We start from the raw sequence: 24,581 nt of genomic DNA on the forward strand, positions 1-24,581 counted from the left end.
ACTACGAAGAGGCACGGCGCTTCGCCGGCATGGTGACCACCGCGTCCAAGCGGCTCGACCAGCCGATCGCCGTGGTCACCGGCGGCGGTCCCGGCATCATGGAAGCCGGCAACCGCGGCGCCTTCGAGGCCGGTGGCCCCAGCATCGGCCTGAACATCGTGCTGCCGCACGAGCAGGAGCCCAACGCCTACATCACGCCCGAGCTGTGTTTCCAGTTCCACTACTTCGCGCTGCGCAAGATGCACTTCCTGATGCGCGCGATCGCGCTGGTGTGCTTCCCCGGCGGCTTCGGCACGCTCGACGAGATGTTCGAGGCGCTCACGCTCATGCAGACCGGCAAGGTGCGCCGCCGGCCGGTGCTGCTGTTCAACCGCGAGTTCTGGACCAAGCTCGTCAACTTCGATCTGCTGGTCGGCACCGGCATGATCTCTCCCGAAGACCTGAAGCTGTTCCACTTCGTCGAGAGCGCCGAGGAGGCGTGGGGCCTGATCGAGCGGCATTACGCGCTCGATGCGGGCGACACCACCACCGGGCCGTTTGCCGAGGATTGCTGAGATGGTCATTTCGCCGCCACGCGTTTCGCTGATCGGCGCCCCCACCGACATCGGCGCCGGCGCACGCGGTGCCTCGATGGGCCCGGAGGCGCTTCGCGTGGCCGGCCTGCAAGCCACGCTCGAGAGCCACAGCTTGGAGGTTGCGGACCGCGGCAATCTGGCCGGCCCGGCCAACCCATGGCAGCCGCCGAGCGACGGCTACCGCCACCTGCCCGAGGTGGTGGCCTGGAACCGCACGGTGCACAACGCCGTCTTCGAAGAACTGAAACTCGGCCGCCTGCCGATTCTTCTGGGCGGCGATCACTGCCTCGCCATCGGCAGCATCAGCGCGGTGGCACGCCACTGCCGCGAGCACGGCCGCAAGCTGCGCGTGTTGTGGCTGGACGCGCACGCCGACTTCAACACCCACCAACTCACGCCCAGCGGCAACACGCACGGCATGCCCGTGGCCTGCCTGTGCGGCAACGGCCCGCAGGAGCTGATCGAGATCGGCGGCCATGTGCCCGCCATCAAGCCGAAGTGGGTTCGCCAGATCGGCATCCGCAGCGTCGATCCTGGCGAAAAGCGCTTGGTGCACGAGGCGGACTTGGAAGTATTCGACATGCGCTACATCGACGAGATGGGCATGCGCCACACGATGGAGCTGGCGCTCGCGACCATCGACGCCAACACCCATTTGCACGTGAGCTTCGACGTCGACTTCCTCGACGCCGCCATCGCGCCCGGCGTCGGCACCACGGTGCTCGGCGGGCCGACCTACCGCGAGGCGCAGCTGTGCATGGAAATGATCGCCGACACCGGGCGGCTGGCGTCGCTCGATGTGATGGAGATCAACCCGGCGCTGGATGTGCGCAATCAGACAGCGCTGGTGGCAGTCGATCTGGTCGAGTCGCTGTTCGGGAAGAGCACGTTGATGCGCAAGTAGCACGGCATTCGCAAGGCCGGCCGAATTGATGAACGTGGTGGCTCGACCGCACGGCGCAATTCAGTCCGGCGGATTGCGTTGCGTTCGCGGAGCGTCGCAAGGGCCGTGCAGACGGCGGAAGTCGCGAGGGTGGAACGGCGGCTCAGCCGCAAAAAGCCCGCGTCGTGCGTTTCTCGCCACTCCCTCCTCGCTCGCATAAGGCCCGCCGCTGCCCCGCCATCGTGCCGACCAGGCGTGTCCTTCATTCACCATCCATGCACCGACGTCCTCGTCGCCCACCCACAGCGTGCCGAGCGCACGGCCATAGTCATCGGTCGCACGGCGGCGCACCGTCACGTGCCGGCCCTGCACGCGCGAAGCCAGCGCGGCGCCAGCTTCGGGGCCGTGCGCCTGACAACGCTCGGGCGCGTCGAGTCCGACCAGGCGAAGCTTCACGCGCTTGCGGTGCGGTGCGCCGTCTTCCTGATCGGGTTGCACCCACACCGTGTCGCCATCGCTGACGCGCGTGACGACACCGCTGAAGCGCGTCTCGCCCGCCGCGGCGATGGCACAAGTGAGCGCGAGGCACAGCGAGAGCATCCGCCGCTTCATGCAGCGCCCCAGGTCCGCCACGCCCACCAGCCCAGCGCGCCCATCGCCAGCAGCCAGACGGCCACGATCAGCACCGCTCCCCACACCATCTTCGGCAGCTTGTCCTTGCTCGCCTCGGCCTCGGCCAGGCGCGCCTGCCACAGTGCCTCGGGCGTGAGCTTGATGGCCAGCGCGATGCCCAGCGGCAGCAGGATCAGGTCATCGAGCAAACCCAGCACCGGGATGAAATCAGGAATCAGATCGATCGGGCTCACCGCATAGGCCAGCACCGCGAGCGCGATCCACTTGGGCGCGCGCGGGGTGTCGCGGTGCTTGAACAGCTTCCACAGCGCCAGCAGGTAGACGGCGAGGCGCGCGCGGTTGGCGGCGCCGAAGAGACGGACGATTTTCATGAAGTCTGCTTGCGGCGGGGCGCGCGCTCGGGCTGCGCTCCTGATGGCGGAGGCGAACGCACTCTCGAATGCGAGGGCGGCCGCGAAGGCGCGTCGATGGCGGCGTTGATCTTGTCGAGCATGCGCTGGAGCCGGTCGTTGAGTTTCTCGGTCGTCAATTGTTCCCGGAAACGCTCGACCATCAGCGGCAGGCACATCGGACTCGGCAGTTCGAGTTCGACGAAGTCGATGCGCTTGGCGGTCAGGCCACGCAGCGTCTCGGCGAGGCGGCCGATGTCGAGTTCCTGGCTGAGCACCTCGCTGTCTGCCTGGCCGAGCAGCAGGTTGCCCGCATCGTATTTGCGGAACACCTCGTAGAACAGGCTGCTCGAGGCCTGGAGCTGCTTCATGCTCTTGGGCGCGCCCGGATAGCCGGTGAACACCAGCCCCGAGACGCGCGCGATCTCGCGAAAGCGCCGTTGCGCCAGTTCGCCGGAGTTGAGGCTGTCAAGCACATCCTGCAGCAGATGCTCGGCCGAGAACACGCGCTTGTCGAGCACCGACGCCAGCGGGATCGGCAAGGCGCCGAGCAGCTCGAAGCCGTAGTCGTTGACCGACAGGCTGAAAGTGTTGGGCTGGTCTCTCGCCAACCGCCAGGCGAGCAACGAAGCCAGGCCGAGATGCACGTTGCGCCCGGCAAAGGGGTAGAGGTAGAGATGGTGGCCCTCGCGCGAATCGAAGCGCTCGACCAGCAGGCTCGTCGGCGTGGGCAGCCTCGACAAGCGCAACTGCGTCTCGAGCATCGGCCGGGCGGCCTGCAGTTCGGGCTCGCGGAAATCACCTTCGGCGGCGCCTTGCATCGTCTCCAGCACCGCGTCGGCGAGCTCGGTGGACAGCGGCATCTTGCCGCCTTGCCAGGCCGGCACGATGCCCTTGCTCTTGCTGGCGCGGCGAACGTAGGCGGCCATGTCCTGCGTGCGCACGTACTCGAGCACGCGACCGGCGAAGACGAAGCAGTCGCCTTTTTTAAGGCGTGCGATGAAGCCCTCCTCGATCGTGCCGATGCTGCCGCCCGAGAGCCACTTCACCGCCATCACGGCATCGCCCACGATGGTGCCGACCGCGAGCCGGTGGCGCTTGGCGATGCCCCGGTCGGGCACGCGGTAGAGGCCGTCCACGCGCTGCACGCGGTGGTACTCGGGGTAGGCGCCGAGGCTGGCACCGCCGTGCTCGACGAAATCGAGCGCCCACTGGAAGTGCTCGCGATCGAGGTCGCGGTAGGCGTAGGCGCTGCGCACTTCCTCGAACATCGCCTCGGGCTCGAAGCCGCCGCCGAGCGCGGCGGTGACGAGGTGCTGCACCAGCACGTCGAGCGGCTGGTGCGGCGATGTGCGTTTCTCGACGCGGCCCGCCAGCGCGGCGCGGCGCGCGGCGGCGGCTTCGACGAGCTCGAGCGTGTTGGTCGGCACGAGCGTGATGCGCGAGGCGCGGCCCGGCTGATGGCCGCTGCGCCCCGCGCGCTGCAGCAGCCGCGCCACGCCCTTGGCCGAGCCGATCTGCAGCACGCGCTCGACCGGCAGGAAATCGACGCCGAGGTCGAGCGAAGACGTGGTCACCACCGCCTTCAGTTCGCCGGCCTTCAGCGCCGCCTCGACCCAGGCCCGCACCGCCTTGTCGAGCGAGCCGTGATGCAGCGCGATCAGGCCGGCCCATTCGGGCCGCTCGCGCAGCAGCAGTTGGAACCAGATCTCGGCTTGCGAGCGGGTGTTGCAGAAGACGAGCGCCGTCGAGCTCGATTCGAGCTCGGCGATCAGCGGCTCGAGCATCTGCGCGCCCAGATGGCCGGCCCAGGAGAAGCGGCCGGGGTTGAGGGGCAGGAGCGTGTCGATGACGAGCTGCTTGTCGATGCGGCCGCGCACGATGATCGGCTCACCCTCACTTGCAGTGCGCGCAGCGGCTTGCAGGCCGCTGCCGTTCGATGGGCTCGCTGCATGCGGCTCGAAAGTCTTATCTCGCCCCCGAACCTCTTCTGCCTCGGCGGGAGAGGGAGCCATTCGAGCTTGTGCCGCTTCTTCGCCACCCTCCTTCACCACAGCCGCAGTGCTTGCTCCCTCTCCCCTCTGGGGAGAGGGCTGGGGTGAGGGATGGCCCGCCAACACCTGCGCCGCCTCTTCCAGATTGCCCAGCGTCGCACTCAAGCCCCACACCACCAGCCCCGGCTGCCAACGCCTCAGCCGCGCCAGCGCAAGCTGCACCTGCACGCCGCGCTTGTTGCCGATGAGCTCGTGCCATTCGTCGACGATCACCGTGTGCACGTCGCCCAGCGTCTCGCGGGCGTTCTCGCGGGTGAGCAACAGGCTGAGCGATTCCGGCGTGGTGATCAGCGCGGTGGGCAGGCGCCGGTCTTGCCGCGCGCGCTCGGCGCTCGGCGTGTCGCCGGTGCGCAGGCCGACGCTCCAGTGCGGTGCCACGTCAGCCAGCGGGAGCGTGATCGCGCGCAGGGTATCGGCTGCCAGGGCGCGCATCGGCGTGAGCCAGATCACTTGCAGCGCCGGCGATCCGGCGCTACGCATCGGGAGGTTTCGGCACAAGGCGCCGAACCACACCGCGTAGGTCTTACCCGCGCCGGTGGTCGCATGCAGCAGGCCCGAGCGCCCGGCTGCCATGGCGGCCCAGACCTCGCGCTGAAAGGCGAAGGGCTTCCAGCCGCGCGCCGCGAACCAGCCCTCGGCCGGCTCGTTCACGGGAGCCCGGGCCATGGCGCACTGACGATCCAGCCTTCGAGCCGGTCGCGCTGCGGCGGCAAACCGTGCTCGGGCTGCGCGCTCGCCCAGGCCGCCTGCACGAGGCACAGCACGGCATCGAGCCGGTCGGCCGTGGCATCGGCCACCAGGTCGTCGCGCTGAGCGCGGCTGAGCTTCAGGCGCAGGCGGAGGCGGCTGCGGCCCTGCTCGAGCGCATCGACGATGTCCTTGCGCGCGATCAGGCGCTCGGGCGTCTGACGCGCACGCTCGTCGCTTTTGTAGGAACGCGCACCGATCAGCTCGCGGGCCAGCAGCCCGGGGTAGCCCTCCAGCGCCACGCGCTGCGGATCGCCTTCGTGCAGCCCGGCAAGGGCGACACCGGCAGCAACGAGCCGTGGCACGCCGGCATGCAGCATGAAGGCGACCGGCGGATTGACCCATTTCATCGACGGGCTCGATCCCGCCGGCACGTCGCAGCCCCGGTGCGCGAACTTCGCGCCCACCGGCCGCGCTGCGCAAAAGGCGGCGAAGGTGCTGCGGATCTCGGCGCGCGAAAGCCCGGCGTAGTGCTGCATCAGGCCGGGCCAGTCGCGCGGCCAGCCGAGCGATTCGACCAGCTCGCGCGGCAGGCCGAAAGGCAGGTCGAAGACCCCGAGCCAGGGCCCTGGCCGCGCCAGCACGACGTCGAAGGCCTCGAAGCTGGCTGCGGCCTCGATGCCGCCCAGACGCAGCAACGTGCCGTGCCGGCTGCCGTGGGCGATGGTGATGGGCTTGCGCCGTGTCGGCGCGCTGGTGAAGTCGACGCCCAGCAGGCGCAGCGGCGCGGCGTGGGTCGTGTCGGCGACAGTAAGCCCAGGCATGCTGCTCAGCCCAGCGCCAGCGCCGCGACGCCCAGGGCGATACACAGCGCACCGGCCAGCCGGGCCCGCACGTCGCCCTCGCCGAGCAGCCGGCCGCCGAGCAGCGCGGCGAACAGCATCGACACCTCGCGCGCCGGCGCCACATGCGAGAGCGGCGCCAGGCGCAGCGCGTACAGCACCATGACGTAGCTCAGCGGGCTGAGCACCGCGACCACCAGCGCCCAGCGCCAGGTGGCACGCCATGCCGCGCGCGTGGCGGCCACGTTGCGCAGCGCATACGGCAGCGAAAACGGAATGCGCAACAGGTTGCCGAAGTAGTCCACGAGCAGGGGCGACATGGCAAGCACCACGACCGCGTAGGCGTCGATCACCGTGTAGGCCGCAATGCACACGCCGGTGGCCGCGCCGTAGGCAATGCCGCGCTGCACCCTCAGCCGCCGGTGCGCGTCGCCCTCGGCGCCGCGCAGTTCGCGCAGCAGGCGCGGGCCCCCGGCGATCAGGAATACGCCGAAGGCGACCCCGGCCACACCGGCCACGCCCAGGTGCGAGAGCGTCTCGCCGAGCACCAGCACGGCGGCCAGCGAACTAAGCAGCGGCCCGGTGCCGCGCGCGACCGGATAAACCACCGTGAGATCGGCCGCGCGGTAGCCGCGCAGCAACAGCGTGAAGTAGGCGACGTGCGTTGCGGCGCTGGCCAGGATGAATCCCCATTCGAGCCAGCCCCAGTGCGGCAGCACCCCCCACGCCGCCCAGAGGCCCACCGGCGACCACAGCACCGTGACCATCAGCGCCGTGAGCAACATGAAGCGCTGGTCGCCGCCGGCATGCTTGGCCGCCAGGTTCCACAGTGCGTGGAAGACTGCGGCTGCAAGGACGAGGGCCAAAGCGGTGAGGGGCACCGCGCGAGTCTAGAGGCGCCGCGTGCGGGCACCCGAGCGGCGAAGCCCGCTTGAACCTTTCGGGGCCGCCGCAGGCTCGCGCCGGTGTTCCGGAAGGAGGCCCTAGGAAGTCATCGGCATGCGCACGGTGAGCCTGGCGTCGGGCGTGTCGCGCGTGACGCCGACGCTGACCGACAAGGCCGTTGGAGCGCGTCTTGCTCAGCCGGTAGGCGCTGGAATGAGGGGCTGCGCCCGTCTACCTCTGGCAGGGCTCGAGCCCACCTCGGCGCAGGTTCGGTCCGGGGCAACTCCATGCGTGTCGCCCTCGACGGATCAGAACGCCTGCCGGAACTTGACCCCGACCAGCCAGCTGCGCGGCATGGCGGTCTCGAAGAAGCGACCGTTGCCTTCGTTGACGATCACGCTGCCGGCGTACTCGCGGTCGAACACGTTGTCCAAACGGACCAGCGCGTCGATGCGGCTGCCTTCGCCCAACTGCCAGCGCTGCGCGGCACGCAGACCGAGCGTGCTCCAGCCGGACGCGAAATCGGTGTTGCGGTCGTTGACGGCTGTTTCGGCCTGCGCGCGCAATTCGGCGGCCAGCTCGGTCGTGTTGTTGCTGAACGGCCGCCATGCCAGTTCGGCGAACGCACTGCGCGGGCTGGTGCCGCCGATGCGGTTCCCGGACGGCACCACGGCCTGGTTGTCGGGATTGGCGTCGTTGCACGGCGCACCAGTGCAGGTCAGGAAATCGTCGTCGTAGGTTGCCGAGAGCCAGGTGAGCGCGAGTGCGGTGCGCCACTGGCGGTTGATGGTCCAGCCGGCGCCGACTTCGGCGCCGCGCCGCGTCGTCGAGCCCACGTTCTGAAAGCTCGAGCGGCCGCCGGCGTTGGTGGCCACGCCGATCTCGTCGTCGGTGCGGGCCTCGAACACGGCAAAGTCGAGCGCCAGACCGAGCGCGTCGTTGCGCCACTTGGCGCCCACCTCTATCTGCTTGCTCTTTTGCGCAGCGAGTTCGCTGTTGAAGCCGCCGCCGGCGTCGGGCCGATAGGCCAGCTCGTTGAAAGTGGGGGACTCGAAGCCGCGACCGGCGCTCGCGTAGAAGTTCCAGTCGGCAAGGCCTCGCCACTGGATCGCGGCGACCGGGTTGGTGTAGCTGTAGCGCAGCGAGCCGGAGTCGTCCCCGTTGGCGCCGACGATGTAATTGTCGTCGGCCTCGAAGCGCACGCTGCCGCGACGCACCCCGAGCGTGGCAAGCCAGTCCTTCGCGAATTCGAGTTCGCCCTGCGCGTAGACGTCACGGCTGCGGACGGTGTTTTCTTCGTCGCGGCGCAGTCGGCCCGTCACGCCTTGTTCTGTGGGCGCAGCCGGGTCACCGGTGAAGTTTTCGAAGCCGCGGCGGTCTTCGCTGCTTTCTTCCAGCGCCGCGCCGGCGACGAGCTGCGCCGCCCGCTCGCCGGGCAGCGTCCAGCGCCAGATCAGCCGGCCGTCGAGGCCTTTGTAGTCGCGGTCGAAATCGATGACGCCGCCGGGTTGCCGCGGGGGGGTTTGCGCGCTGGGCGGAATCGACTGCCACTGCGTCACCGAACGCTGGCCCACGTAGCCCGTGAGTGCGCTCTCTTTCAGCGTGCCCAGGTTCTCGAAGCGGTGTCGCCAGGTGGCGCCGAGCTGCTCTTGGCGCGCGATCTTGCGGACATCGAAGGCGGTGGCGTTGGGAATCGTCTGGTACGGGTCGTCGTTGAACTGGTCCCGGTCCAGCCCCTGCGGATCATCAGCCGGCTGGTCCAGGCTGTTGAGCGAAACGACCACGGTGTCGCGCTCGCCGGTCCAGCCGAGCCGCAGGTTGGCGAGCGTGCGGCGGGCGGCGCTGTGCGGCCGGAAGCCATCGATCTCGAAGTGGCTGGCGCCGAAGCGCAGGTCGAAGCCGCGGCCCGGGGTGTCGCCGAAGGGCGCCTGCACCGTGACCCGGCCCTGGCGCAGGCCGAAACGGCCGACATCGGCGGCGAGCTCGCCGTAGCGCTCGCGCACGGGCTGGCTGATCAGCGAGATGACGCCCCCCGAGCTGTTGCCGTAGAGCGCCGAGAACGGCCCGCGCAGCACCTCGATGCGCTGGGCGCCGGCGAGGTCGAAGTGGGCCACCTGGCCCTGGCCGTCGGGCATGGTTGCCGGAATGCCGTCGCTGTAAAGGCGCAGCCCGCGCACGCCGAAGGTGGAGCGCGCCCCGAAGCCGCGCGAATTGATCTGCAGATCCTGGGCGTAGTTGTTGCGGCTGTTGACCGTGAGGCCGGGCACGCGCGCCATCACTTCCGAGAGGTTGACCATCGGGCCGGCCTCGCGCAGTGTTTCGGCATCGACGATGTCGACCGAATACGGTGTCTCGAAGGCCCGCTGCTCGAAGCCGCTGCCGGTGATGACCACCGGCGCGAGCGTGGCGGCCGAAGCGGCGGGCGCCGGGGCCGGCGCGCCTTGAGCCCAAAGCGTCGGGGCGGCGGCAACCAGGACGCAAGCGACGGCGATCGGCTTGACCTGCGGGAAGGAGAAGGAGCGCAGGGCATGCAGCATGAATGCTCTCGAAAAGTCGCACGACGGGGCGCGGACTCTATCCCGCCGCCATGGCGCTCCCAATAGAGAAAATCTGCAAAGGCCGTGCAATTGCACAGGCCGCCGCCCCCACCCTGCCCTGTGCCAGAGGGCGAGGGAAACTCAAGAGACGGCTGGCGCGTTCAACCGAAACGCCTGCAGCACCTCGGCCAGGCGCAGCGCCTGGTCCTTGAGCGACTCCGCCGCCGCGGTCGATTCCTCGACCAGTGCCGCGTTTTGTTGCGTCATCTGGTCGAGCTGTCCCACTGCGGTCGTGACCTGACCGATCTCGCCGCTTTGCGAGGCCGTGGTGGAGGTGATCTCGCCGATCATCTGCGAGACCCGCTTCACACTGGCGACGATCTCGCTCATCGTCTGACCGGCGTCGGCGACCAGCCGGCTGCCCGACTCGACCTTGTCCACGCTCGCGCCGATCAGCGTCTTGATCTCCTTGGCTGCATCGGCGCTGCGCTTGGCCAGGCTCCTGACCTCGGCCGCCACCACCGCAAAACCGCGACCTTGTTCGCCGGCCCGGGCCGCTTCCACCGCGGCGTTGAGCGCGAGGATGTTGGTCTGGAACGCGATGCCGTCGATCGTGCCGATGATGTCGGCGATCTTCTTCGAGCTGGCGTTGATGTCCTGCATCGTCGTCACCACCTGCGCGACCACCGCGCCGCCCTTGGCCGCCGTGGCGCTGGCCGAGCCGGCCAGGGTGTTGGCCTCGCGCGCCGCGTCGGCGCTCTGGCGCACGTTGCCGCTGAGCTGTTCCATCGAGGAAGACGTTTGCTGCAGGCTGCTCGCCGCCTGCTCGGTGCGGCTGGACAGGTCCTGGTTGCCGGTGGCGATCTGGCTGCTGGCGGTGGAGATCGAATCGACGGATGCGCGCACCGTGCCCATGGTCGTGAGCAGGCGAGCCCGCATGCCTTCGACCTCGCGGATCACGTCGCCGATCTCGTCGCGCTGCTCGCTGTGGAAGCGCTGGGTGAGATCGCCCCCGGCCACTGCACTCACCGCGCGCTGCAGTTCGCGCAGCGGACGGGCGATGGCGCGGCGCATCATGAAGAACAGGCCCAGGCCCATGCCAACGGCTGCCAGGCCGAGCAAGCCCCAGAACGGAATCAGCGTGGCCCAGTGCGTCGCCATGGCCTGGCGGTCCGAGACCTCAGCGACCATCCACATGCCGGTGGCTTCGCTCTTGCGCAGCAAGGCCCAGGCGTCCGTGTGGCCGGGCTCGAGCAGGCCGGGCGACTTCGTCACCTTTCCGCTTTCCGCCTGTGCCAGCGTCTCGAAGAAAGCTTCGCTGCCGGGGAAGGCCTCGCCGAGCTTCTTGCCCTTGGCCTGCGGGTGCATCACGACGGTCGCGTCGCCCCAGGCCTTCTTCGGGTCGATGACGTAGACACCGCCGGTGTCGAAGAAGCGAATGCCCGCGACCAGCTTTTCCAGCGAGGCGTTGAAGGCGGCGGTGTCGAAGCCGATGTAGAGGATGCCGATCACCTTGCCGTCTGCCGCCTTGATCGGCTCGTAGCGCGTCATGTAGGGCTTGCCGAACAGCACGGCGGGGCCGGTGTAGGTCTTGCCGGCCAGCATGAGCGGGTAGGCGGGATGCGTCTTGACCAGCAAGGTGCCCATCGCGCGTTCGCCGTTCTCCTTCTTGAGCGAAGTGGTGACGCGCTTGAAGTCGTCGCCCACGCGCATGAAGACCGTCGCGTTGCCGCCGGTGTTCTTGGCGAAGTTGTCGACCGCGGTGAAGTTGTCGTTAAGCGCCCAACCCCAGTTCTTGATCTCGCCGGCGGCCTCGTCGAGTTCGAAGTCGGGGCCGAACTCGCTCTTGAAGCTGACGAAGAACTTGTCCACCGACACGCGCGCGGTCAGGTCGAAGGCGTCCATTGCATCGGCCACCGACTGCGTCTTGTCGCCGACCCACACGACGACGCGCTCGCGCGCGTGGTCGGTGAAGAGCACGCTCATCACGCCGCAGATCAGCATCAGCACCGCGAACAGCGTGGCGCTGCCGATCACGGAGATGCGACGGGCGACCGAGCCCTGGCTTGCTTGATTCGTTTCCATGGGAATCCTGGTTTCACAATCTTCAATTCGGCCGCGCCGCCCGGCGCGCCCCGAGGACACACCGCGTTTCAGACCACCGCTTCGATCACGCCGAGCTCGTCGCTCGTCATCAGCAGCTCGATATCCACCAGGATCAGCATGCGTTCGGCGATGCTGGCGATGCCCATCAGGTAACTGGTGTCGACCACGCCGCAGATCGCCGGCACGGGCTTGATGCTGTCTTCCGGAAGCTGCAGCACGTCGCTCACCGAATCGACCACCGCGCCGATGACCCGGCCGCGCACGGCCAGCACAATCACCGCGGTGATGGGCGTGATCGTGGCTTCGCAGCCGAACTTCACGCGCAGGTCGATCACCGGCACGATCACGCCGCGCAGGTTGATCACGCCGCGCACGAAATCGGGGGCGTTGGCGATGCGCGTGGGCGGCTCGTAGGAGCGGATCTCCTGAACTTTCAGGATGTCGATGCCGTACTCCTCGCCGCCGAGACGAAAGCTCAGGTATTCACGGCCCGGCTTGGCGGCCGCACCCGCGGCCTTGCGGCGGGTTTCGGGGCGTGCCTCGGCGCGGGCTGGCGAAGAAGCGTCGGCGCGGGCCACAGGGGTGGCGTCTTGGATCGTGTTCATGGCTGAAAGGCTCCCGGTGAAGTAAGGGCGGTCGGCGTCAGAAGGTTTCCCACTCGCCCGTGGTCGCCGGCGCGAGCACTGCCGTCGGCTTGGCAGCCGGCGCAGTCGTCGTTGAGGTCGCTTTGGGCGCCGGCTTTCGTGCCGGCAGCACGGCAGCGGACGGTTGCCGCGCGGCGTGCTGCACGCGGGCGATCAGTGCGCTGGCCTGCTGCCGAGCCGGCGTGGCGATGGAAGAAGCCGCGCCGGCAAGGGCCGCAGGCGCACCTGCGTCGATCCGGAAGACCGCCACGCTGGCCTGCAGGCGATGCGCCTGCTCGCGCAGGCTCTCGGCCGCAGCCGTGGACTCCTCGACCAACGCGGCGTTCTGCTGCGTCATCTGATCGAGCTGGGTGACGGCGGTGTTGACCTGGCCGATGCCGTCGCTTTGTTCGGCGGCTGCGGCGGTGATCTCACCGATGATGTCGGACACGCGCTGCACCGATCCGACGATCTCGTTCATCGTCTGACCCGCCTCGGTCACCAGCCGGCTGCCCGAGTCGACCTTGTCCACGCTCGCGCCGATGAGCGTCTTGATCTCCTTGGCCGCGTCCGCGCTGCGCTGCGCCAGGCTGCGCACCTCGGCGGCCACCACCGCGAAGCCGCGGCCTTGCTCGCCCGCCCTGGCCGCTTCCACCGCCGCATTGAGCGCGAGGATGTTGGTCTGGAACGCGATGCCGTCGATCGTGCCGATGATGTCGGCGATCTTCTTAGAGCTGGCGTTGATGTCCTGCATCGTCGTCACCACCTGCGCAACCACCGCACCGCCCTTGGCGGCCGTGGCCTGTGCCGACGACGCGAGCTGATTGGCCGTGCGCGCCGAATCGGCCGTCTGCTTGACCGTGCCGGTGAGCTGCTCCATGGAGCTGGCCGTTTGCTGCAAGCTGCTGGCGGCCTGCTCGGTGCGGCTGGAGAGATCGAGGTTGCCGGTGGCGATCTCGCTGCTGGCCGTGCCGATGCTGTCGGTGGACTGGCGCACCGAGCTGACCATGCCGTGAAGCGAAGCCTGCATGTCGGCGAAGGCTTGCTGAAGCTCACCGAGTTCGTCTGCGCGATCCACCTTCACTTCCCGGGAAAGATCGCCCGAGGCGATGGCACGCGCCGCGGCCAGGGCCTGCTGCACCGGGGCAGTGATGGAGATCGTGATGCGCCAGGCCATGAGGGCTCCGATCAACACGGCCAGACCCGCCAGCGCGCCGAGCATCCACTCGGCGGTGCGAATCTCGCTCGCCAATGCAGCCGACGAGGCAGCGCTTTGCGCCTCGATGGCCTGGACCACCGACTCGATCAACCCGACATAGCGGTCGGCAGCCGGCACGAGATCGCCATCGACCAGCGCGGCGGCGCTCGTGTCGCCCGATTTGATTGCGGCAAAGACCCGGTTGCGGCTTTCGATGTAGCCCTTGCGCTGCTCGCCGACCTGCTGCAGGAGGCTCTTGTGCACCGGGTCGGTCAACTCGGCGTCGAGCCGCTTCTGAAGCTCGCTGATGCGCGAGCTGGTGGCCTTCATCTGTGGCTGCAGATACGCATCGACGCCCGCGTCGAGGCCCGATTTCGCAATCGTGAGCGTGCGCGAAAGATTCAGTTGAGTCGACGCCAACCACAGGCTGGCCAGCTTGGCGCGATCGCTTTCCTGAGCGAGTTGCTGGTTCCTGTTTTCGATCAGCGTTAGCTGGTAGACGCCGATGCCGCACATGGCGGTGGTGAGCAGCAGCACGGCGGCAAAGCCGCCGGCCAGGCGGGAGCCGAGTTTTCTGAAGGAGAGATTCATCAATTTTCCGGAACGGTGATCAAAAGGTTTCCCACTCGCCGGTGGTCGCAGCCGCTGGCGGTGCGGTCGGCTTGGGCGTCGGTGCGATGGCCGGTGCGATGTCCGGCGCAACCGTTGCGGCCGGCGTTCGTGTCGGCGCTGGCGTGGCGGCGGGTGGGCGCGCAGTGCTCTGCACGCGGGCGATCAGCGCGCCGGCTTCCCGCCGCGCCGGTGCTGCGGCAGCGACAGCCGCCGCGCTGACGGCACTGATGCGAAACACCGCCACGCTGGCCTGCAGTCGCTGCGCCTGTTCGCGCAGGCTCTCGGCCGCGGCGGTGGACTCCTCGACCAGCGCGGCGTTTTGCTGCGTCATCTGGTCGAGCTGCGTGACGGCGGTGTTGACCTGGCCGATGCCGTCGCTCTGCTCCGAAGCCGCTGCGGTGATCTCGCTGATGATGTCGGTGACGCGCTGCACCGAGCCGACGATCTCGTTCATGGTCTGCCCGGCGTCGGCGACCAGCCGGCTGCCCGAGTCGACCTTGTCCACACTCGCGCCGATCAGCGCCTTGATCTCCTTGGCGGCGTCCGCGCTGCGCTGCGCCAGGCTGCGCACCTCCGCCGCAACCACCGCAAAGCCGCGGCCCTGCTCGCCGGCCCTGGCCGCTTCCACGGCCGCATTGAGCGCGAGGATGTTGGTCTGGAACGCGATGCCGTCGATCGTGCCGATGATGTCGGCGATCTTCTTCGAGCTGGCGTTGATGTCCTGCATCGTCGTCACCACCTGCGCGACCACCGCGCCGCCCTTGGCCGCCGTGGCCTGCGCCGACGAAGCGAGCTGGTTGGCGGTGCGCGCCGAGTCGGCCGTCTGCTTGACGGTGCCCGTCAGCTGCTCCATCGAGCTGGCCGTTTGCTGCAGGCTGCTCGCGGCTTCTTCTGTGCGGCTGGACAGATCCAGGTTGCCGCTGGCAATCTCGGTGCTGGCGGTGCCGATGCTGTCGGTGGACTGGCGCACCGCGCTGACCATGCGGTGCAGGCCTTGCTGCATCTCGGCCAGGGCGCGCAGCAGTGCGGCGGTCTCGTCCTTGCCCTGCGCATTCGTCGATTGCGTCAGGTCGCCGCCTGCGATGGCCTGGGCGAAGTTTTGCGCCTGGGCGATGGGGCGGCAGATCGAAACCGAGTTGAGCCAGGTGAGCGGCACCACGATGGCCACGGCCAGCAGAAGCGCAGCGCCGAACAGCAATTCGGTGCGCTCCACCGCCTGGCGGCTGGCCGCCTGCGCGGCCTGCGATTCGCGCACCAGCACCTGGCGCAATTCGTCGAGCGTCGCCTCGGCGGCGTTGACGGCTTCCTTGGCCCGGCCGAGCATGCGGTTGGCGACGGTGGCCGTGTCGTAGCCCGAGTTCTCGAGCTGCCCGATCACCGGCGCAATGCCCTTCTCGTAGGCCTCGAGCTGCGGCTTGAGCTCGAGCAGCACCGTGTTGTCGGCGCCGGAGCGCTCGGCCAGCATGCCGTCGATGAGCTGGTGCATGTGCGCATAGGTCTTTTGCCACTGCGCCTTGTGCGCGAGGACCTCTTCGGTCTTCTCGTACGCAATGATCATGTCCTTCTCGGAGCGGCGCAGGTCGCCCAGCGCGGTGCGCAGTTCGCCCAGCCGGGCCGACTCGGCCAGCGTGCGCTCGGCGGAGGACTCGTTGGTGCTCTGGATGCCGAGCATGCCCTGCAGGCCTACCCCGCCCACCAGGGCCAGCAGCAGGAGCACGAGGACGATCATCCCGTTCATGCGGGCACGGATGCTGAACCGCCGCAGCGTCGTTTGAATGTTCATGGCGTAGGCCCTTCCGGAAATCGCAACAGGATCGAAGGAGGCGGCAGCGCCGGAGCCCGGCCCCGCCAAGCGGCGTTGAACGGCACCGTGGTCACCGGCCGGTGTCCCGGCAGGTACGGTGCGGTGGGTGCGGCCGGCGGGGCGGGCAGCCCCCGCGGCGCAAGCGGCGGCGGCTGGCGCGGTGCGGTGAAGGGCAGCTCGAGCTGCCAGGTGGGCATCCTCATGGCGCTGCTCTGTTCGAAGGCGATCAGTGCCGTGAGCGCCGCACCAGCGAGCCCACGTCGAGGATCAGCGCGACCCGGCCGTCTCCCATGATGGTGGCGCCCGAGATGTCGTCGACCTTGCGGTAGTTCGCCTCGAGGTTCTTCACCACCACCTGCTGCTGGCCGAGCAGCTCGTCGACCAGCAGCGCAACGCGGCCGCCCTCGGCTTCGATAAGGACCATGATCCCGCTGGCCTTGTCGAAGTCGACGCGGGGCACGTTGAACAGCTGCTCCAGATCGAGCACCGGCATGAACTCCTCGCGCACCTCGACCACGCGGCCGCTGCCGCCGATGGTCTTGACCACGTTCTGGCCGACCTGGAAGCTCTCGACCACGCTGGACAGCGGCAGGATGTAGACCTCGTTGCCCACGCCCACGCTCATGCCGTCCATGATGGCCAGCGTGAGGGGCAGGCGCACCGCGACGCGCATGCCGTAGCCCTCGGCCGAATCGATCTCCACCGTGCCGCCGAGCGAGCTGATGTTCTTCTTGACCACGTCCATGCCGACACCGCGGCCCGACACGTCGGTCACCACTTCGGCGGTGCTGAAGCCCGGCTCGAAGATCAGGCTCCAGACCTCGCCGTCGGTCATGCTGTCTGGCGCGTGCAGGCCGCGTTCGCGCGCCTTCTTCAAAAGCTTGCCGCGGTTGAGGCCCTTGCCGTCGTCGCGCACCTCGATGACGATGGAGCCGCCCTGGTGGCTCGCCGACAGCGTGATGGTGCCGACTTCGGGTTTGCCGTTGGCCACGCGTTCGGCGGGCAGCTCGATGCCGTGGTCGCAGGAGTTGCGCACCAGGTGGGTGAGCGGGTCGGTGATCTTCTCGACCAGCCCCTTGTCGAGTTCGGTGGCCTCGCCATGCGTGACCAGCTCCACCTTCTTGCCGAGCTTGCCGGCCAGGTCGCGCAGCATGCGCGGGAAGCGGCTGAACACCGTCTGCATGGGGATCATGCGGATCGACATCACGGCTTCCTGCAGATCGCGCGTGTTGCGGTCCAGCGCGCTCAGGCCCGAGACCATGCTCTGGTAGAGCGCCGGGTCCATGGCGGTGCTGTTTTGCGCCAGCATGGCCTGGGTGATGACGAGCTCGCCCATCAGGTTGATGAGCTGATCGACCTTCTCGACCGACACGCGGATCGTGGCGGCCTCGAGTGCTGCGGCCGGCGCCTTCTCGGCACGCGCGGCGGGCTTGACGCCGCCCTGGGCGGCGGCAATGGCCGACGCTTCACCGAAGAAGTCCGTGCCGCCCTCGCCCGGCGCCGCTTCGCGGGGCGCGCCGGGGTTGTCCTTGAAGAAGCCGTAGCCCGGCGCGACGTTCTCGCCGCCCCAGGGCAGAAAAGCCACCTGCTCGCGCCCGACGTGAAAGCTGAACAGGTCGAGCAATTCGCCGTCGGTGCTGCCGGTCGTGACCTTGAAGCGGCGCAGGCCGTCCTGCGCCATGCCGCCATCGACCGCCTCGATCGTGCCCAGGCCCTCGATTTCCTTGAACAGCTCGACCACGCTCACCGCGAGTTCGGGTTGTTGCAGCGGGCCCAACGTGAGTTCGATGACACGCAGACCGTCGGCCGTGAGCGCTGGCGAGTGCGGCGGCGCGGGCACGGAGACCGGCGGGGGCGCTGCCACCACCGACGCGGCGGCCGCGGGCGGCACGCGGGACGCGACCGGCGCATTGCCCGAGACGAAGGCCCGCACCTTGACGAGCAGCTCGCCGGTATCGATCACAGCACCGCCGGCGCCCTGATGGCGCGCGAGCTGCGAACGCAGGGCGTCGCCCGACTGCAGCAGCACATCGACCATGTCGGCGTTGGGCGCGAGTTCGTGGCGGCGCAGCTTGTCGAGCAGCGTTTCCATCTGGTGGGTGAGCTCGGCCACGTCGGCGAAGCCGAAGGTGGCGGCACCGCCCTTGATGGAATGCGCGCAGCGGAAGATGGCGTTGAGTTCCTCGTCGTCGGCCTGCTCCACGTCGATGGCCAGCAGTAGCTGCTCCATGCGCTCGAGGTTCTCGCCGGCCTCTTCGAAGAAGACCTGATAGAACTGGCTCAGGTCGATGCCGGCGTTCGCGCTCGCGCCGTCGATGCTCGTGTCTGTCATTTTTGTTCCTGTTCGTTGCCGTCCTCGCCGGGCCGCCCCAAGAGGGCGGCGCGCCCCCTCGGGGGGCAGCGAACGGAGTGAGCTTGGGGGCAGTTCATTTCAGCGAATGACTTTGCCGATCACTTCGAGCAGCTTGGCCGGATCGAAGGGTTTGACCAACCAGCCGGTGGCGCCTGCGGCGCGGCCGAGCTGCTTCATCTGATCGCTCGACTCGGTGGTGAGGATCAGGATCGGTGTGTTCTTGAACTGCGGGTGTCCGCGCAGCTTCTTGGTCAGCCCGATGCCGTCGAGCTGCGGCATGTTCTGGTCGGTGAGCACGAGGTCGAACCGGCCGGCGCCGGCCTTCTCCCAGGCGTCCTGGCCGTCCACGGCCTCGGTGACGTTGTAGCCGGCGCTCTTGAGGGTGAAGGACACCATCTGCCGCATCGAAGCGGAATCGTCCACGGCCAGGATTGAATGCATTGCGCTCTCCGGATTACTCGGGGGATATCGGTGGTTCGGGGGCTGACTTGAGCGGCGTGGCGCGCTGCGCTCAGAACAGCTCGATGGAGCCGGCGTCCATCTCGTCTTGCGTGACGGGGTTGGGCCGCAGCGGCGCGGTGGCGACCACCGCCTCGCCCTCGACGTCGGGCCCGAAGGCGTCGCGCGCGATCTGGTCGGCGCAGTTGCGCAGCCGCTGGTGGGTGTGGGTGATGAGCTGCGAGGCCATGTCCTGGAACTGCAGCGCCACGACCGCTTCAGCGAGCTGAAGGCGCGCGTCCTGCGCCGCGCTCGCCGCCGCAGACGGCAGGCTCGGTGCGCTCAATGTGTCGAGCAGGCGGTGCGCGCCGGCAAAGCGCGCCAGGAGCGTGTCGCAGGTGTCGGCGAGCAGGCGCTGCAGGCGATCGAGATCGTGGCTGGCCGTCATCAGGTGGTCCTGGAGGTCGGCCGCCATCAGCGGCGGCATCGCTGCGGCGTTGCCGGCACTCGGGGGCGAGCAGGAGTCTGGTGCAATCGGGTTCATCGACTTGTGACCTGGCGGGCTGTTCGGCATCGGCGGGGGACTGACAGAGGGACACGCACGCTGGCGGCGCAGGCGCCCGCAGCGGTCGGCCCGACTGCACCGGTTGAGATAATTCTTTGCCGTATCGCTCGCGGGCAGTGGCAAGATCACCCGGCTCTTTGCCGCCCTTTTCCGCTGCGACACCTGCCCCGACACCGGCCCTGCCTGCGATGCCCGACGCGCCTTCGACCGCCCCGCTCATGCGCCTGCGCGTGCTGCACCTCGAGGACTCCGAACTCGACCACCAGCTCACCCTCGCCCACCTGCAGCGCGGCGGGCTCGATGCCGACGCCGTGCGCGTGGAGTCGGAAGCCGATTACCGCGCCGCGCTCGCCGAGCCCTGGGACGTGGTCCTGTCCGACTACAACCTGCCCGGCTTCTCCGGCCTGGACGCGCTGGAAATCCTGCGCGAGAGCAACCTGCTCATGCCCTTCATCCTGGTCTCCGGAGAGATCGGCGAGCAGGTCGCCGTGCAGGCCATGCTCAACGGCGCCAACGACTACCTGCTCAAGGAGAACCTGTCACGGCTGGTGCCGGCGATGCTGCACGCCATCGAAGGCACGCTGGCGCAGCGCGCCCGGCAGGCTGCCGACCTGGCGCTCGGCCAGAGCGAGCAGCGCCTGCGCGAGCTGGCCCAGCACCTGCAGGCCAGCGTGGAGGCCGAGCGAGCGGCCATCGCCCGCGAGATCCACGACGACGTGGGCGGCTCGCTGACCGCACTGAAGTTCGACCTTGCCTGGATCGAGCGCCGCGCCACCGACCCCGCCATGGCGCAGCGCGCGCAAGGCGCGCTCGAGACGGTGAGCATGGCGATCGAATCGAGCCAGCGGATCATGCACAACCTGCGCCCCGCCATCCTCGAGCAAGGGCTGGTGGCGGCGCTGCAGTGGATGACGCAGCGCTTCGAGCGACGCAATGGCGTGCTCACCAGCTTTCGCGTCAGCCACGAGGAGCTGCCACCGTTGCCGCCGGGCGTGCCGCTGGCTGCCTACCGCACGGCGCAGGAGGCGCTCACCAACATCAGCAAGCACGCCTTCGCTACGCGCGCGCAGGTCGACCTCACCATCGCCGGGCGCGTGCTCTCGCTGGAGGTGAGCGACAACGGCCGCGGTCTTTCGCAGCAGGATCTGTCGAAGGCGCGCTCGTTCGGCATTCGCGGCTTGCGCGAACGCGCCGCGCAGGTCGGCGGCTGGGTCGATCTTTCCAGCGGGGCGAGCGGCACCACGATCATCCTGTCGGTGCCGCTCGACAGCGGCGGCGACACCGAAGCCGGCGCGCTCGACGAGGCCCCGAACCGCGATGCCGACGACCCGACATCGTGGGACATGCTCTGAGCGCGCTCTGCACGGTAGAGTTGCCTGCATGAGGCAGCCCACGTCAGTCCCTGTATCGCTTCCTCTCCCTCTGGGAGAGGAGACAGAGCGATGAGCATCCGCGTCATCCTGTGCGACGACCATGCCCTCATCCGGCGCGGCATCCGCGACACGCTGGCCGACGCGCACGACATAGAAGTGGTCGGCGAGGCGGGCGACTACGGCGAGCTCCGCAGCCTGCTGCGCGAAACGAGTTGCGACGTGCTGGTGCTCGACATCAACATGCCAGGTCGCAGCGGCCTCGATGTGCTGCAGGTGCTCAAGGACGAGCACTCGGCCATGCGCGTGCTGGTGGTTTCCATGCACCCCGAAGACCAGTACGCCATCCGCGCCCTGCGCGCCGGCGCCTTCGGCTACGTCAACAAGGGCAGCGACACGCAGCTGCTCGTGGCGGCCGTGCGCATGGTCGCCCAGGGCCGCAAGTACATCACTCCCGAGACCGCGCAGATGCTCGCCGAGAGCCTCACGCAACCGGCCACCGGCGTGGCGCACGAAAAGCTGTCCGACCGCGAACTGCAGACACTCGTGCTCATCGCCTCGGGCAAGCGGCTCTCCGACATCGCCACCGAACTCACGCTGAGCCCCAAGACGGTGAGCGTGTACCGGGCCCGGGTGCTGGAGAAGCTGGGCCTGACCAACAATTCCGAGATGACGGTCTATGCCATCCGCAACGGGTTGGTCTGAGCCCGTACCAAGCGCGACACCAGAGCCGGCACCGGCGGTTGCCCCACCGCTGCAAGGCGGCTGCCTGTGCGGCGCCGTGCGCTACGAAGTCGCCGCCGGCGCGCTCGGCGCCATCGTGCTGTGCCATTGCAGCCAGTGCCGCAAGGCGCAAGGCTCCGCCTTCGCGGCCAATGCGCCGGTGCGCTCGGCCGACTTCCGGCTGCTTGCTGGCGCCGATGAGTTGCGCGCCCATGCCTCGTCGCCCGGCAAATGGCGCAGCTTCTGCGGCCGGTGCGGCTCGCCCATCCACAGCCACCGCGAAGGCGCCCCCGAATGGGTTCGCCTTCGCATCGGCACGCTCGACACCCCCATTGCCGCAAGGCCGAGTGCTCACATTCACGTGGCGTCGAAGGCGGGGTGGTGGGACATCCGCGATGAATTGCCGCAGTACCCGCAGACCGAGCCGGGGCGACGCTGAGCTGTCTCGGCGAGCACAGGAATGAACGCACCGATACACGACCTGAATCTACGCACGCCCGCGGCGTTTCGGATGAAGGCCGATCGCCACGTTCCCCTGGCCCATGTGCTGGACCTGCTGCTCGACGCCGTCTGCATCGTCGACACGCAGGGGCGATTCACCTTCGTCAGCGCCGCGTTCGAGCGCATCTTCGGCTACGCGCCCGAAGAGGTTGTCGGCCGGCCGATGATCGACCTGGTGTTCCATGAGGATCGCGCGAGAACCCTGCTCGCGGTCGACGAGATCGTCTCGGGGACCCACGAGCCGCATTTCGAGAACCGGTACGTTCGCAAGGACGGCCGCATCGTCCACATCATGTGGTCGGCCCGTTGGTCGCCCGACGATCAGGTGCGGGTGGCCGTCGCGCGCGACGTCACGGAAAAGAAGCGCGCCGAATCCATGCAGGCCGCGCTCTACGCCATTTCCGAAGCGGCGCACTGCGCGCAGGACCTGCTCGCGCTATTCGAGCAGATCCACCAGATCATCGGCAGGCTGTTGCCGGCCGCGGGTTTCTTCGTCGCGCTCTACGACTGGAACCAGGATCAGTTGAGCTTTCCCTACCATGTCGATGACCATCTGGAGGCGCCCGCAGCGCAAAAGCTCGATTCGGCGACGTTGAGCGCAGAGGTCATCCGCACGGGGCGAACGCTTCACGTCAAACGCGATGTCGCAACCGGCGCGCCCGAGCGGGCCGAGGCCGATTTCGGCCCGGACGCACTCGATTGGCTCGGCGTTCCTCTTCGCGCCCAGAGCGGCATCATCGGCACGCTGGTGGTGAAGAACTATTCGGCGGATGCGCGGTACGCCGAACGCGACATCGAGTTGCTGCAGTACGTTTGCACGCAGGTCGCTGCCGCGATCGAGAGAAAGCAGGCGCAAACGCGTTTGCAGCACATCGCCCGGCACGATCCGCTGACCGATCTTCCGAACCGCGAGCTCTTCCAGGACCGCTTGCAAACGGCGCTCGCACGGGCTCAACGGGACGATTCGCAACTTGCACTTCTCTACGTCGATCTCGACAAGTTCAAGCACGTCAACGACAGCCTGGGGCACACCGCGGGCGATCTGCTGCTCCAGGAATTTGCACGGCGACTCAAGCAATGCGTGCGCGAATCGGACACGGTCGCGCGCGTCGGGGGCGACGAGTTCATCGTGCTGCTGGGGGGCATCCGCTCTCCCGGAGACGCCTCGCTGGTGGCAGAAAAGATCCGCAAGACGCTCGGCCAGCCGTTCGAGCTGGACGGCCAGCGCCTGTCCGTCGCACCGAGCATCGGCATTGCCCTGTATCCGCAGGACGGCGTCGACTCCATGCAACTGATCGGGCAGGCCGACATGGCCATGTACCGGGCCAAGAAAGACGGCGGAGACCGCGCGCAGGCGGCAGGCAGGCCGGGCTTTCCGCAAGCGCTGGGCTGAACGATCGCCGGTGCTTTTCCAGCGTCAGTCTGGAGCAAGTTCGGGGCAAACCCTGAGCCCGCACCGCTCAATCGTGGGGCGTTCAAGTCGATATGACATCCTTGCGGTCAACGCCGCGGTGGAAGCGGCACGGGCCGGCGAGCAGGGACGCGGCTTCGCGGTCGTGGCCGCCGAAGTGCGCAGCCCGGCGCAGCGCACTCGCCTGGCGGTGTTTCGGGTTTGAGGCGCGTGCGGTTGCCTGCCGCAGGCAACGGCCGCCGAGGGGCAAGGAAGCCGGCGCTATGCAGACCACCTCATATCGCCAAGGCGCGAGCGGCAGCGAACAATCGACGCATCGCCACCGCTGCCTGCCTGCCATGCCCCTCGCCCTCTCCCGCCGCGCCCTGATCTCCTTGCTGATCCCGCTGAGCTCGGCGGTCGTCTCCATCGCGGCGGCGGCGGCGCAGGAGAAGTCCATCGTCGTGGCCTCCACCACCTCCACAGAGCAGTCCGGCCTGTTCGGTGCGTTGCTGCCGGCATTCAAGAAAGCCACCGGCATCGACATCAAGGTCGTCGCACTGGGCACCGGGCAGGCGCTGGACATGGGTCGGCGCGGCGACGCCGACGTGGTGTTCGTGCACGACCAGGCGGCCGAGGAAAAATTCGTGGCCGACGGCTTCGGCCTGAAGCGCCAGCCGGTGATGTACAACGATTTCGTCCTCATCGGTCCCAAGAGCGACCCGGCCGGCATCAAGGGCTCGGACATCACCGCCGCTCTCGGCAAACTGGCCAGCGCCGACCAGCCGTTCGTCTCGCGCGGCGACAAGAGCGGCACCCATGCCGCCGAACTGCGCTACTGGAAAGCAGCCGGCGTCGAGGCGCCTGCGAAGCGTTTCGCGGGCTACAAGGAATGCGGCTGCGGCATGGGCCCGGCGCTCAACATCGCTGCGTCGAGCGGCAGCTACGCGCTCGCTGATCGCGGCACCTGGCTGTCGTTCAAGAACCGTCGCGATCTGGCGATCCTGGTGGAGGGCGACAAGCGCCTCTTCAACCAGTACGGCGTGATGGTGGTGAACCCCGAGCGTCATCCGCACGTGAAAAAGCAGGCCGCGCAGCGCTTCGTCGACTGGATCGTCTCGCCGGCCGGGCAGCAGGCCATCGCGGCGTACAAGATCGGCGGCGAACAGCTCTTTTTCCCGAACGCGCAGCAGTGAGCACGGGCCGCACGCTCGGCGGCGCCGCGGCGGCCGGTCTGATCGCGCTGGCGCGGCGCCGGTCGCAACGGCACAGAGCGCCGCGATCATCGTGTACGCCGCCGGCGGCCTGCGCAGGGCCGATGTCGCGATTGCGCCGTTGCTGCTGCCCGTGAGCCCCCTCGTTCGGGGGCGCCGAATCGCCAAAGCGCAACGCAAACCGCGCGACGGTCCTGCA

The 24,581-nt window shown here is 68.5% G+C and carries 21 protein-coding genes and 1 pseudogene; 8 read left to right on the forward strand and 14 right to left on the reverse strand.

From position 1 onward, the window contains the following. Both H0W40_RS08170 and rocF read left to right on the forward strand, forming a co-directional pair. The coding region (locus tag H0W40_RS08170; RefSeq protein WP_292445183.1) for a TIGR00730 family Rossman fold protein at positions 1–554 on the forward strand (554 nt) is incomplete at its 5' end. Between the two features lies 1 nt (position 555). Then, entirely contained in the window at positions 556–1,479 is a 924-nt protein-coding gene (rocF, locus tag H0W40_RS08175; protein ID WP_292445185.1) for an arginase, read from the forward strand. Positions 1,480–1,539: 60 nt separating this feature from the next. Here the strand turns inward: rocF and H0W40_RS08180 are convergent, their stop codons facing one another. From H0W40_RS08180 to H0W40_RS08245, 14 genes are all read right to left on the reverse strand, one after another. After that, positions 1,540–2,058: a thermonuclease family protein gene (locus H0W40_RS08180; protein WP_292445188.1), complete on the reverse strand. Its 519-nt coding sequence runs from the start codon at positions 2,056–2,058 to the stop codon at positions 1,540–1,542. An 8-nt stretch (positions 2,059–2,066) separates the two neighbouring features. Next, a complete protein-coding gene (locus H0W40_RS08185) occupies positions 2,067–2,462 on the reverse strand; it encodes a DUF1232 domain-containing protein (RefSeq protein WP_292445190.1) in 396 nt (131 codons plus the stop codon). After that, positions 2,459–5,200, reverse strand: coding sequence for a ligase-associated DNA damage response DEXH box helicase (locus H0W40_RS08190; protein WP_292445192.1), 2,742 nt, complete (start codon positions 5,198–5,200; stop codon positions 2,459–2,461). The genes H0W40_RS08185 and H0W40_RS08190 overlap by 4 nt, the downstream gene beginning before the upstream one ends. Further along, positions 5,182–6,045 (reverse strand): DUF429 domain-containing protein, encoded by an 864-nt coding sequence (locus H0W40_RS08195; RefSeq protein ID WP_292445194.1) that lies wholly within the window; start codon positions 6,043–6,045, stop codon positions 5,182–5,184. Before H0W40_RS08195 ends, H0W40_RS08190 begins: the two co-directional genes overlap by 19 nt. A gap of 5 nt (positions 6,046–6,050) precedes the next feature. Beyond that, entirely contained in the window at positions 6,051–6,944 is an 894-nt protein-coding gene (locus tag H0W40_RS08200) for an EamA family transporter (RefSeq protein ID WP_292445197.1), read from the reverse strand. A 312-nt stretch (positions 6,945–7,256) separates the two neighbouring features. Further along, positions 7,257–9,485 carry a TonB-dependent receptor gene (locus H0W40_RS08205; protein WP_292445199.1) on the reverse strand — a complete coding sequence of 743 codons (2,229 nt, stop codon included), beginning with the start codon at positions 9,483–9,485 and terminating at the stop codon, positions 7,257–7,259. Between the two features lie 141 nt (positions 9,486–9,626). Beyond that, complete coding sequence (locus tag H0W40_RS08210) at positions 9,627–11,570, reverse strand: Cache 3/Cache 2 fusion domain-containing protein (RefSeq protein ID WP_292445201.1); 1,944 nt, start codon at positions 11,568–11,570, stop codon at positions 9,627–9,629. A gap of 68 nt (positions 11,571–11,638) precedes the next feature. After that, a complete protein-coding gene (locus tag H0W40_RS08215; RefSeq protein WP_292445204.1) occupies positions 11,639–12,196 on the reverse strand; it encodes a chemotaxis protein CheW in 558 nt (185 codons plus the stop codon). A 37-nt stretch (positions 12,197–12,233) separates the two neighbouring features. Continuing rightward, entirely contained in the window at positions 12,234–14,003 is a 1,770-nt protein-coding gene (locus H0W40_RS08220; RefSeq protein WP_292445207.1) for a methyl-accepting chemotaxis protein, read from the reverse strand. A gap of 19 nt (positions 14,004–14,022) precedes the next feature. After that, positions 14,023–15,807: a methyl-accepting chemotaxis protein gene (locus H0W40_RS08225; RefSeq protein WP_292445209.1), complete on the reverse strand. Its 1,785-nt coding sequence runs from the start codon at positions 15,805–15,807 to the stop codon at positions 14,023–14,025. Beyond that, a complete protein-coding gene (locus tag H0W40_RS08230) occupies positions 15,804–16,031 on the reverse strand; it encodes a hypothetical protein (protein WP_292445212.1) in 228 nt (75 codons plus the stop codon). Before H0W40_RS08230 ends, H0W40_RS08225 begins: the two co-directional genes overlap by 4 nt. 23 nt (positions 16,032–16,054) lie before the next feature. Further along, positions 16,055–18,160 carry a chemotaxis protein CheW gene (locus H0W40_RS08235; protein ID WP_292445216.1) on the reverse strand — a complete coding sequence of 702 codons (2,106 nt, stop codon included), beginning with the start codon at positions 18,158–18,160 and terminating at the stop codon, positions 16,055–16,057. Positions 18,161–18,259: 99 nt separating this feature from the next. Beyond that, positions 18,260–18,622 (reverse strand): response regulator, encoded by a 363-nt coding sequence (locus H0W40_RS08240; RefSeq protein ID WP_292445218.1) that lies wholly within the window; start codon positions 18,620–18,622, stop codon positions 18,260–18,262. Between the two features lie 70 nt (positions 18,623–18,692). Continuing rightward, positions 18,693–19,163: a hypothetical protein gene (locus tag H0W40_RS08245; protein ID WP_292445219.1), complete on the reverse strand. Its 471-nt coding sequence runs from the start codon at positions 19,161–19,163 to the stop codon at positions 18,693–18,695. A gap of 209 nt (positions 19,164–19,372) precedes the next feature. On the opposite strand from H0W40_RS08245, the gene H0W40_RS08250 reads away from it, so the two are divergent. The 6 genes and pseudogenes from H0W40_RS08250 (at position 19,373) to H0W40_RS08275 (ending at position 24,364) form a co-directional block, all read left to right on the forward strand. Beyond that, the gene (locus H0W40_RS08250) at positions 19,373–20,536 is read left to right on the forward strand and encodes a histidine kinase (protein ID WP_292445221.1); all 1,164 of its coding nucleotides are present in this window, start codon (positions 19,373–19,375) and stop codon (positions 20,534–20,536) included. Positions 20,537–20,626: 90 nt separating this feature from the next. Beyond that, positions 20,627–21,259, forward strand: coding sequence for a response regulator transcription factor (locus H0W40_RS08255; RefSeq protein WP_292445223.1), 633 nt, complete (start codon positions 20,627–20,629; stop codon positions 21,257–21,259). A 76-nt stretch (positions 21,260–21,335) separates the two neighbouring features. Continuing rightward, on the forward strand, positions 21,336–21,716 hold the full coding sequence (locus tag H0W40_RS08260; protein WP_292445225.1) for a GFA family protein: 381 nt from the start codon (positions 21,336–21,338) through the stop codon (positions 21,714–21,716). A gap of 21 nt (positions 21,717–21,737) precedes the next feature. Continuing rightward, complete coding sequence (locus tag H0W40_RS08265; RefSeq protein ID WP_292445228.1) at positions 21,738–23,171, forward strand: GGDEF domain-containing protein; 1,434 nt, start codon at positions 21,738–21,740, stop codon at positions 23,169–23,171. 67 nt (positions 23,172–23,238) lie between these two features. Beyond that, positions 23,239–23,370: pseudogene (locus H0W40_RS08270) on the forward strand (methyl-accepting chemotaxis protein); the annotation flags it as partial. A 157-nt stretch (positions 23,371–23,527) separates the two neighbouring features. Continuing rightward, positions 23,528–24,364: a substrate-binding domain-containing protein gene (locus tag H0W40_RS08275; protein WP_292445230.1), complete on the forward strand. Its 837-nt coding sequence runs from the start codon at positions 23,528–23,530 to the stop codon at positions 24,362–24,364. Positions 24,365–24,581 lie beyond the last annotated feature (217 nt).

The sequence above is a fragment of the Methylibium sp. genome, assembly GCF_013817345.1.
Taxonomy (GTDB): domain Bacteria; phylum Pseudomonadota; class Gammaproteobacteria; order Burkholderiales; family Burkholderiaceae_C; genus Methylibium.

What these genes read in the sequence shown, in the direction of transcription:
- rocF (WP_292445185.1), top strand. Translation starts at nt 556, where the DNA reads ATGGTCATTTCGCCGCCACGCGTTTCGCTGATCGGCGCCCCCACCGAC.
- H0W40_RS08180 (WP_292445188.1), bottom strand. Translation starts at nt 2,058, where the DNA reads ATGCTCTCGCTGTGCCTCGCGCTCACTTGTGCCATCGCCGCGGCGGGC.
- H0W40_RS08185 (WP_292445190.1), bottom strand. Translation starts at nt 2,462, where the DNA reads ATGAAAATCGTCCGTCTCTTCGGCGCCGCCAACCGCGCGCGCCTCGCC.
- H0W40_RS08190 (WP_292445192.1), bottom strand. Translation starts at nt 5,200, where the DNA reads ATGGCCCGGGCTCCCGTGAACGAGCCGGCCGAGGGCTGGTTCGCGGCG.
- H0W40_RS08195 (WP_292445194.1), bottom strand. Translation starts at nt 6,045, where the DNA reads ATGCCTGGGCTTACTGTCGCCGACACGACCCACGCCGCGCCGCTGCGC.
- H0W40_RS08205 (WP_292445199.1), bottom strand. Translation starts at nt 9,485, where the DNA reads ATGCTGCATGCCCTGCGCTCCTTCTCCTTCCCGCAGGTCAAGCCGATC.
- H0W40_RS08210 (WP_292445201.1), bottom strand. Translation starts at nt 11,570, where the DNA reads ATGGAAACGAATCAAGCAAGCCAGGGCTCGGTCGCCCGTCGCATCTCC.
- H0W40_RS08215 (WP_292445204.1), bottom strand. Translation starts at nt 12,196, where the DNA reads ATGAACACGATCCAAGACGCCACCCCTGTGGCCCGCGCCGACGCTTCT.
- H0W40_RS08220 (WP_292445207.1), bottom strand. Translation starts at nt 14,003, where the DNA reads ATGAATCTCTCCTTCAGAAAACTCGGCTCCCGCCTGGCCGGCGGCTTT.
- H0W40_RS08225 (WP_292445209.1), bottom strand. Translation starts at nt 15,807, where the DNA reads ATGAACATTCAAACGACGCTGCGGCGGTTCAGCATCCGTGCCCGCATG.
- H0W40_RS08230 (WP_292445212.1), bottom strand. Translation starts at nt 16,031, where the DNA reads ATGAGGATGCCCACCTGGCAGCTCGAGCTGCCCTTCACCGCACCGCGC.
- H0W40_RS08235 (WP_292445216.1), bottom strand. Translation starts at nt 18,160, where the DNA reads ATGACAGACACGAGCATCGACGGCGCGAGCGCGAACGCCGGCATCGAC.
- H0W40_RS08240 (WP_292445218.1), bottom strand. Translation starts at nt 18,622, where the DNA reads ATGCATTCAATCCTGGCCGTGGACGATTCCGCTTCGATGCGGCAGATG.
- H0W40_RS08245 (WP_292445219.1), bottom strand. Translation starts at nt 19,163, where the DNA reads ATGAACCCGATTGCACCAGACTCCTGCTCGCCCCCGAGTGCCGGCAAC.
- H0W40_RS08250 (WP_292445221.1), top strand. Translation starts at nt 19,373, where the DNA reads ATGCCCGACGCGCCTTCGACCGCCCCGCTCATGCGCCTGCGCGTGCTG.
- H0W40_RS08255 (WP_292445223.1), top strand. Translation starts at nt 20,627, where the DNA reads ATGAGCATCCGCGTCATCCTGTGCGACGACCATGCCCTCATCCGGCGC.
- H0W40_RS08265 (WP_292445228.1), top strand. Translation starts at nt 21,738, where the DNA reads ATGAACGCACCGATACACGACCTGAATCTACGCACGCCCGCGGCGTTT.
- H0W40_RS08275 (WP_292445230.1), top strand. Translation starts at nt 23,528, where the DNA reads ATGCCCCTCGCCCTCTCCCGCCGCGCCCTGATCTCCTTGCTGATCCCG.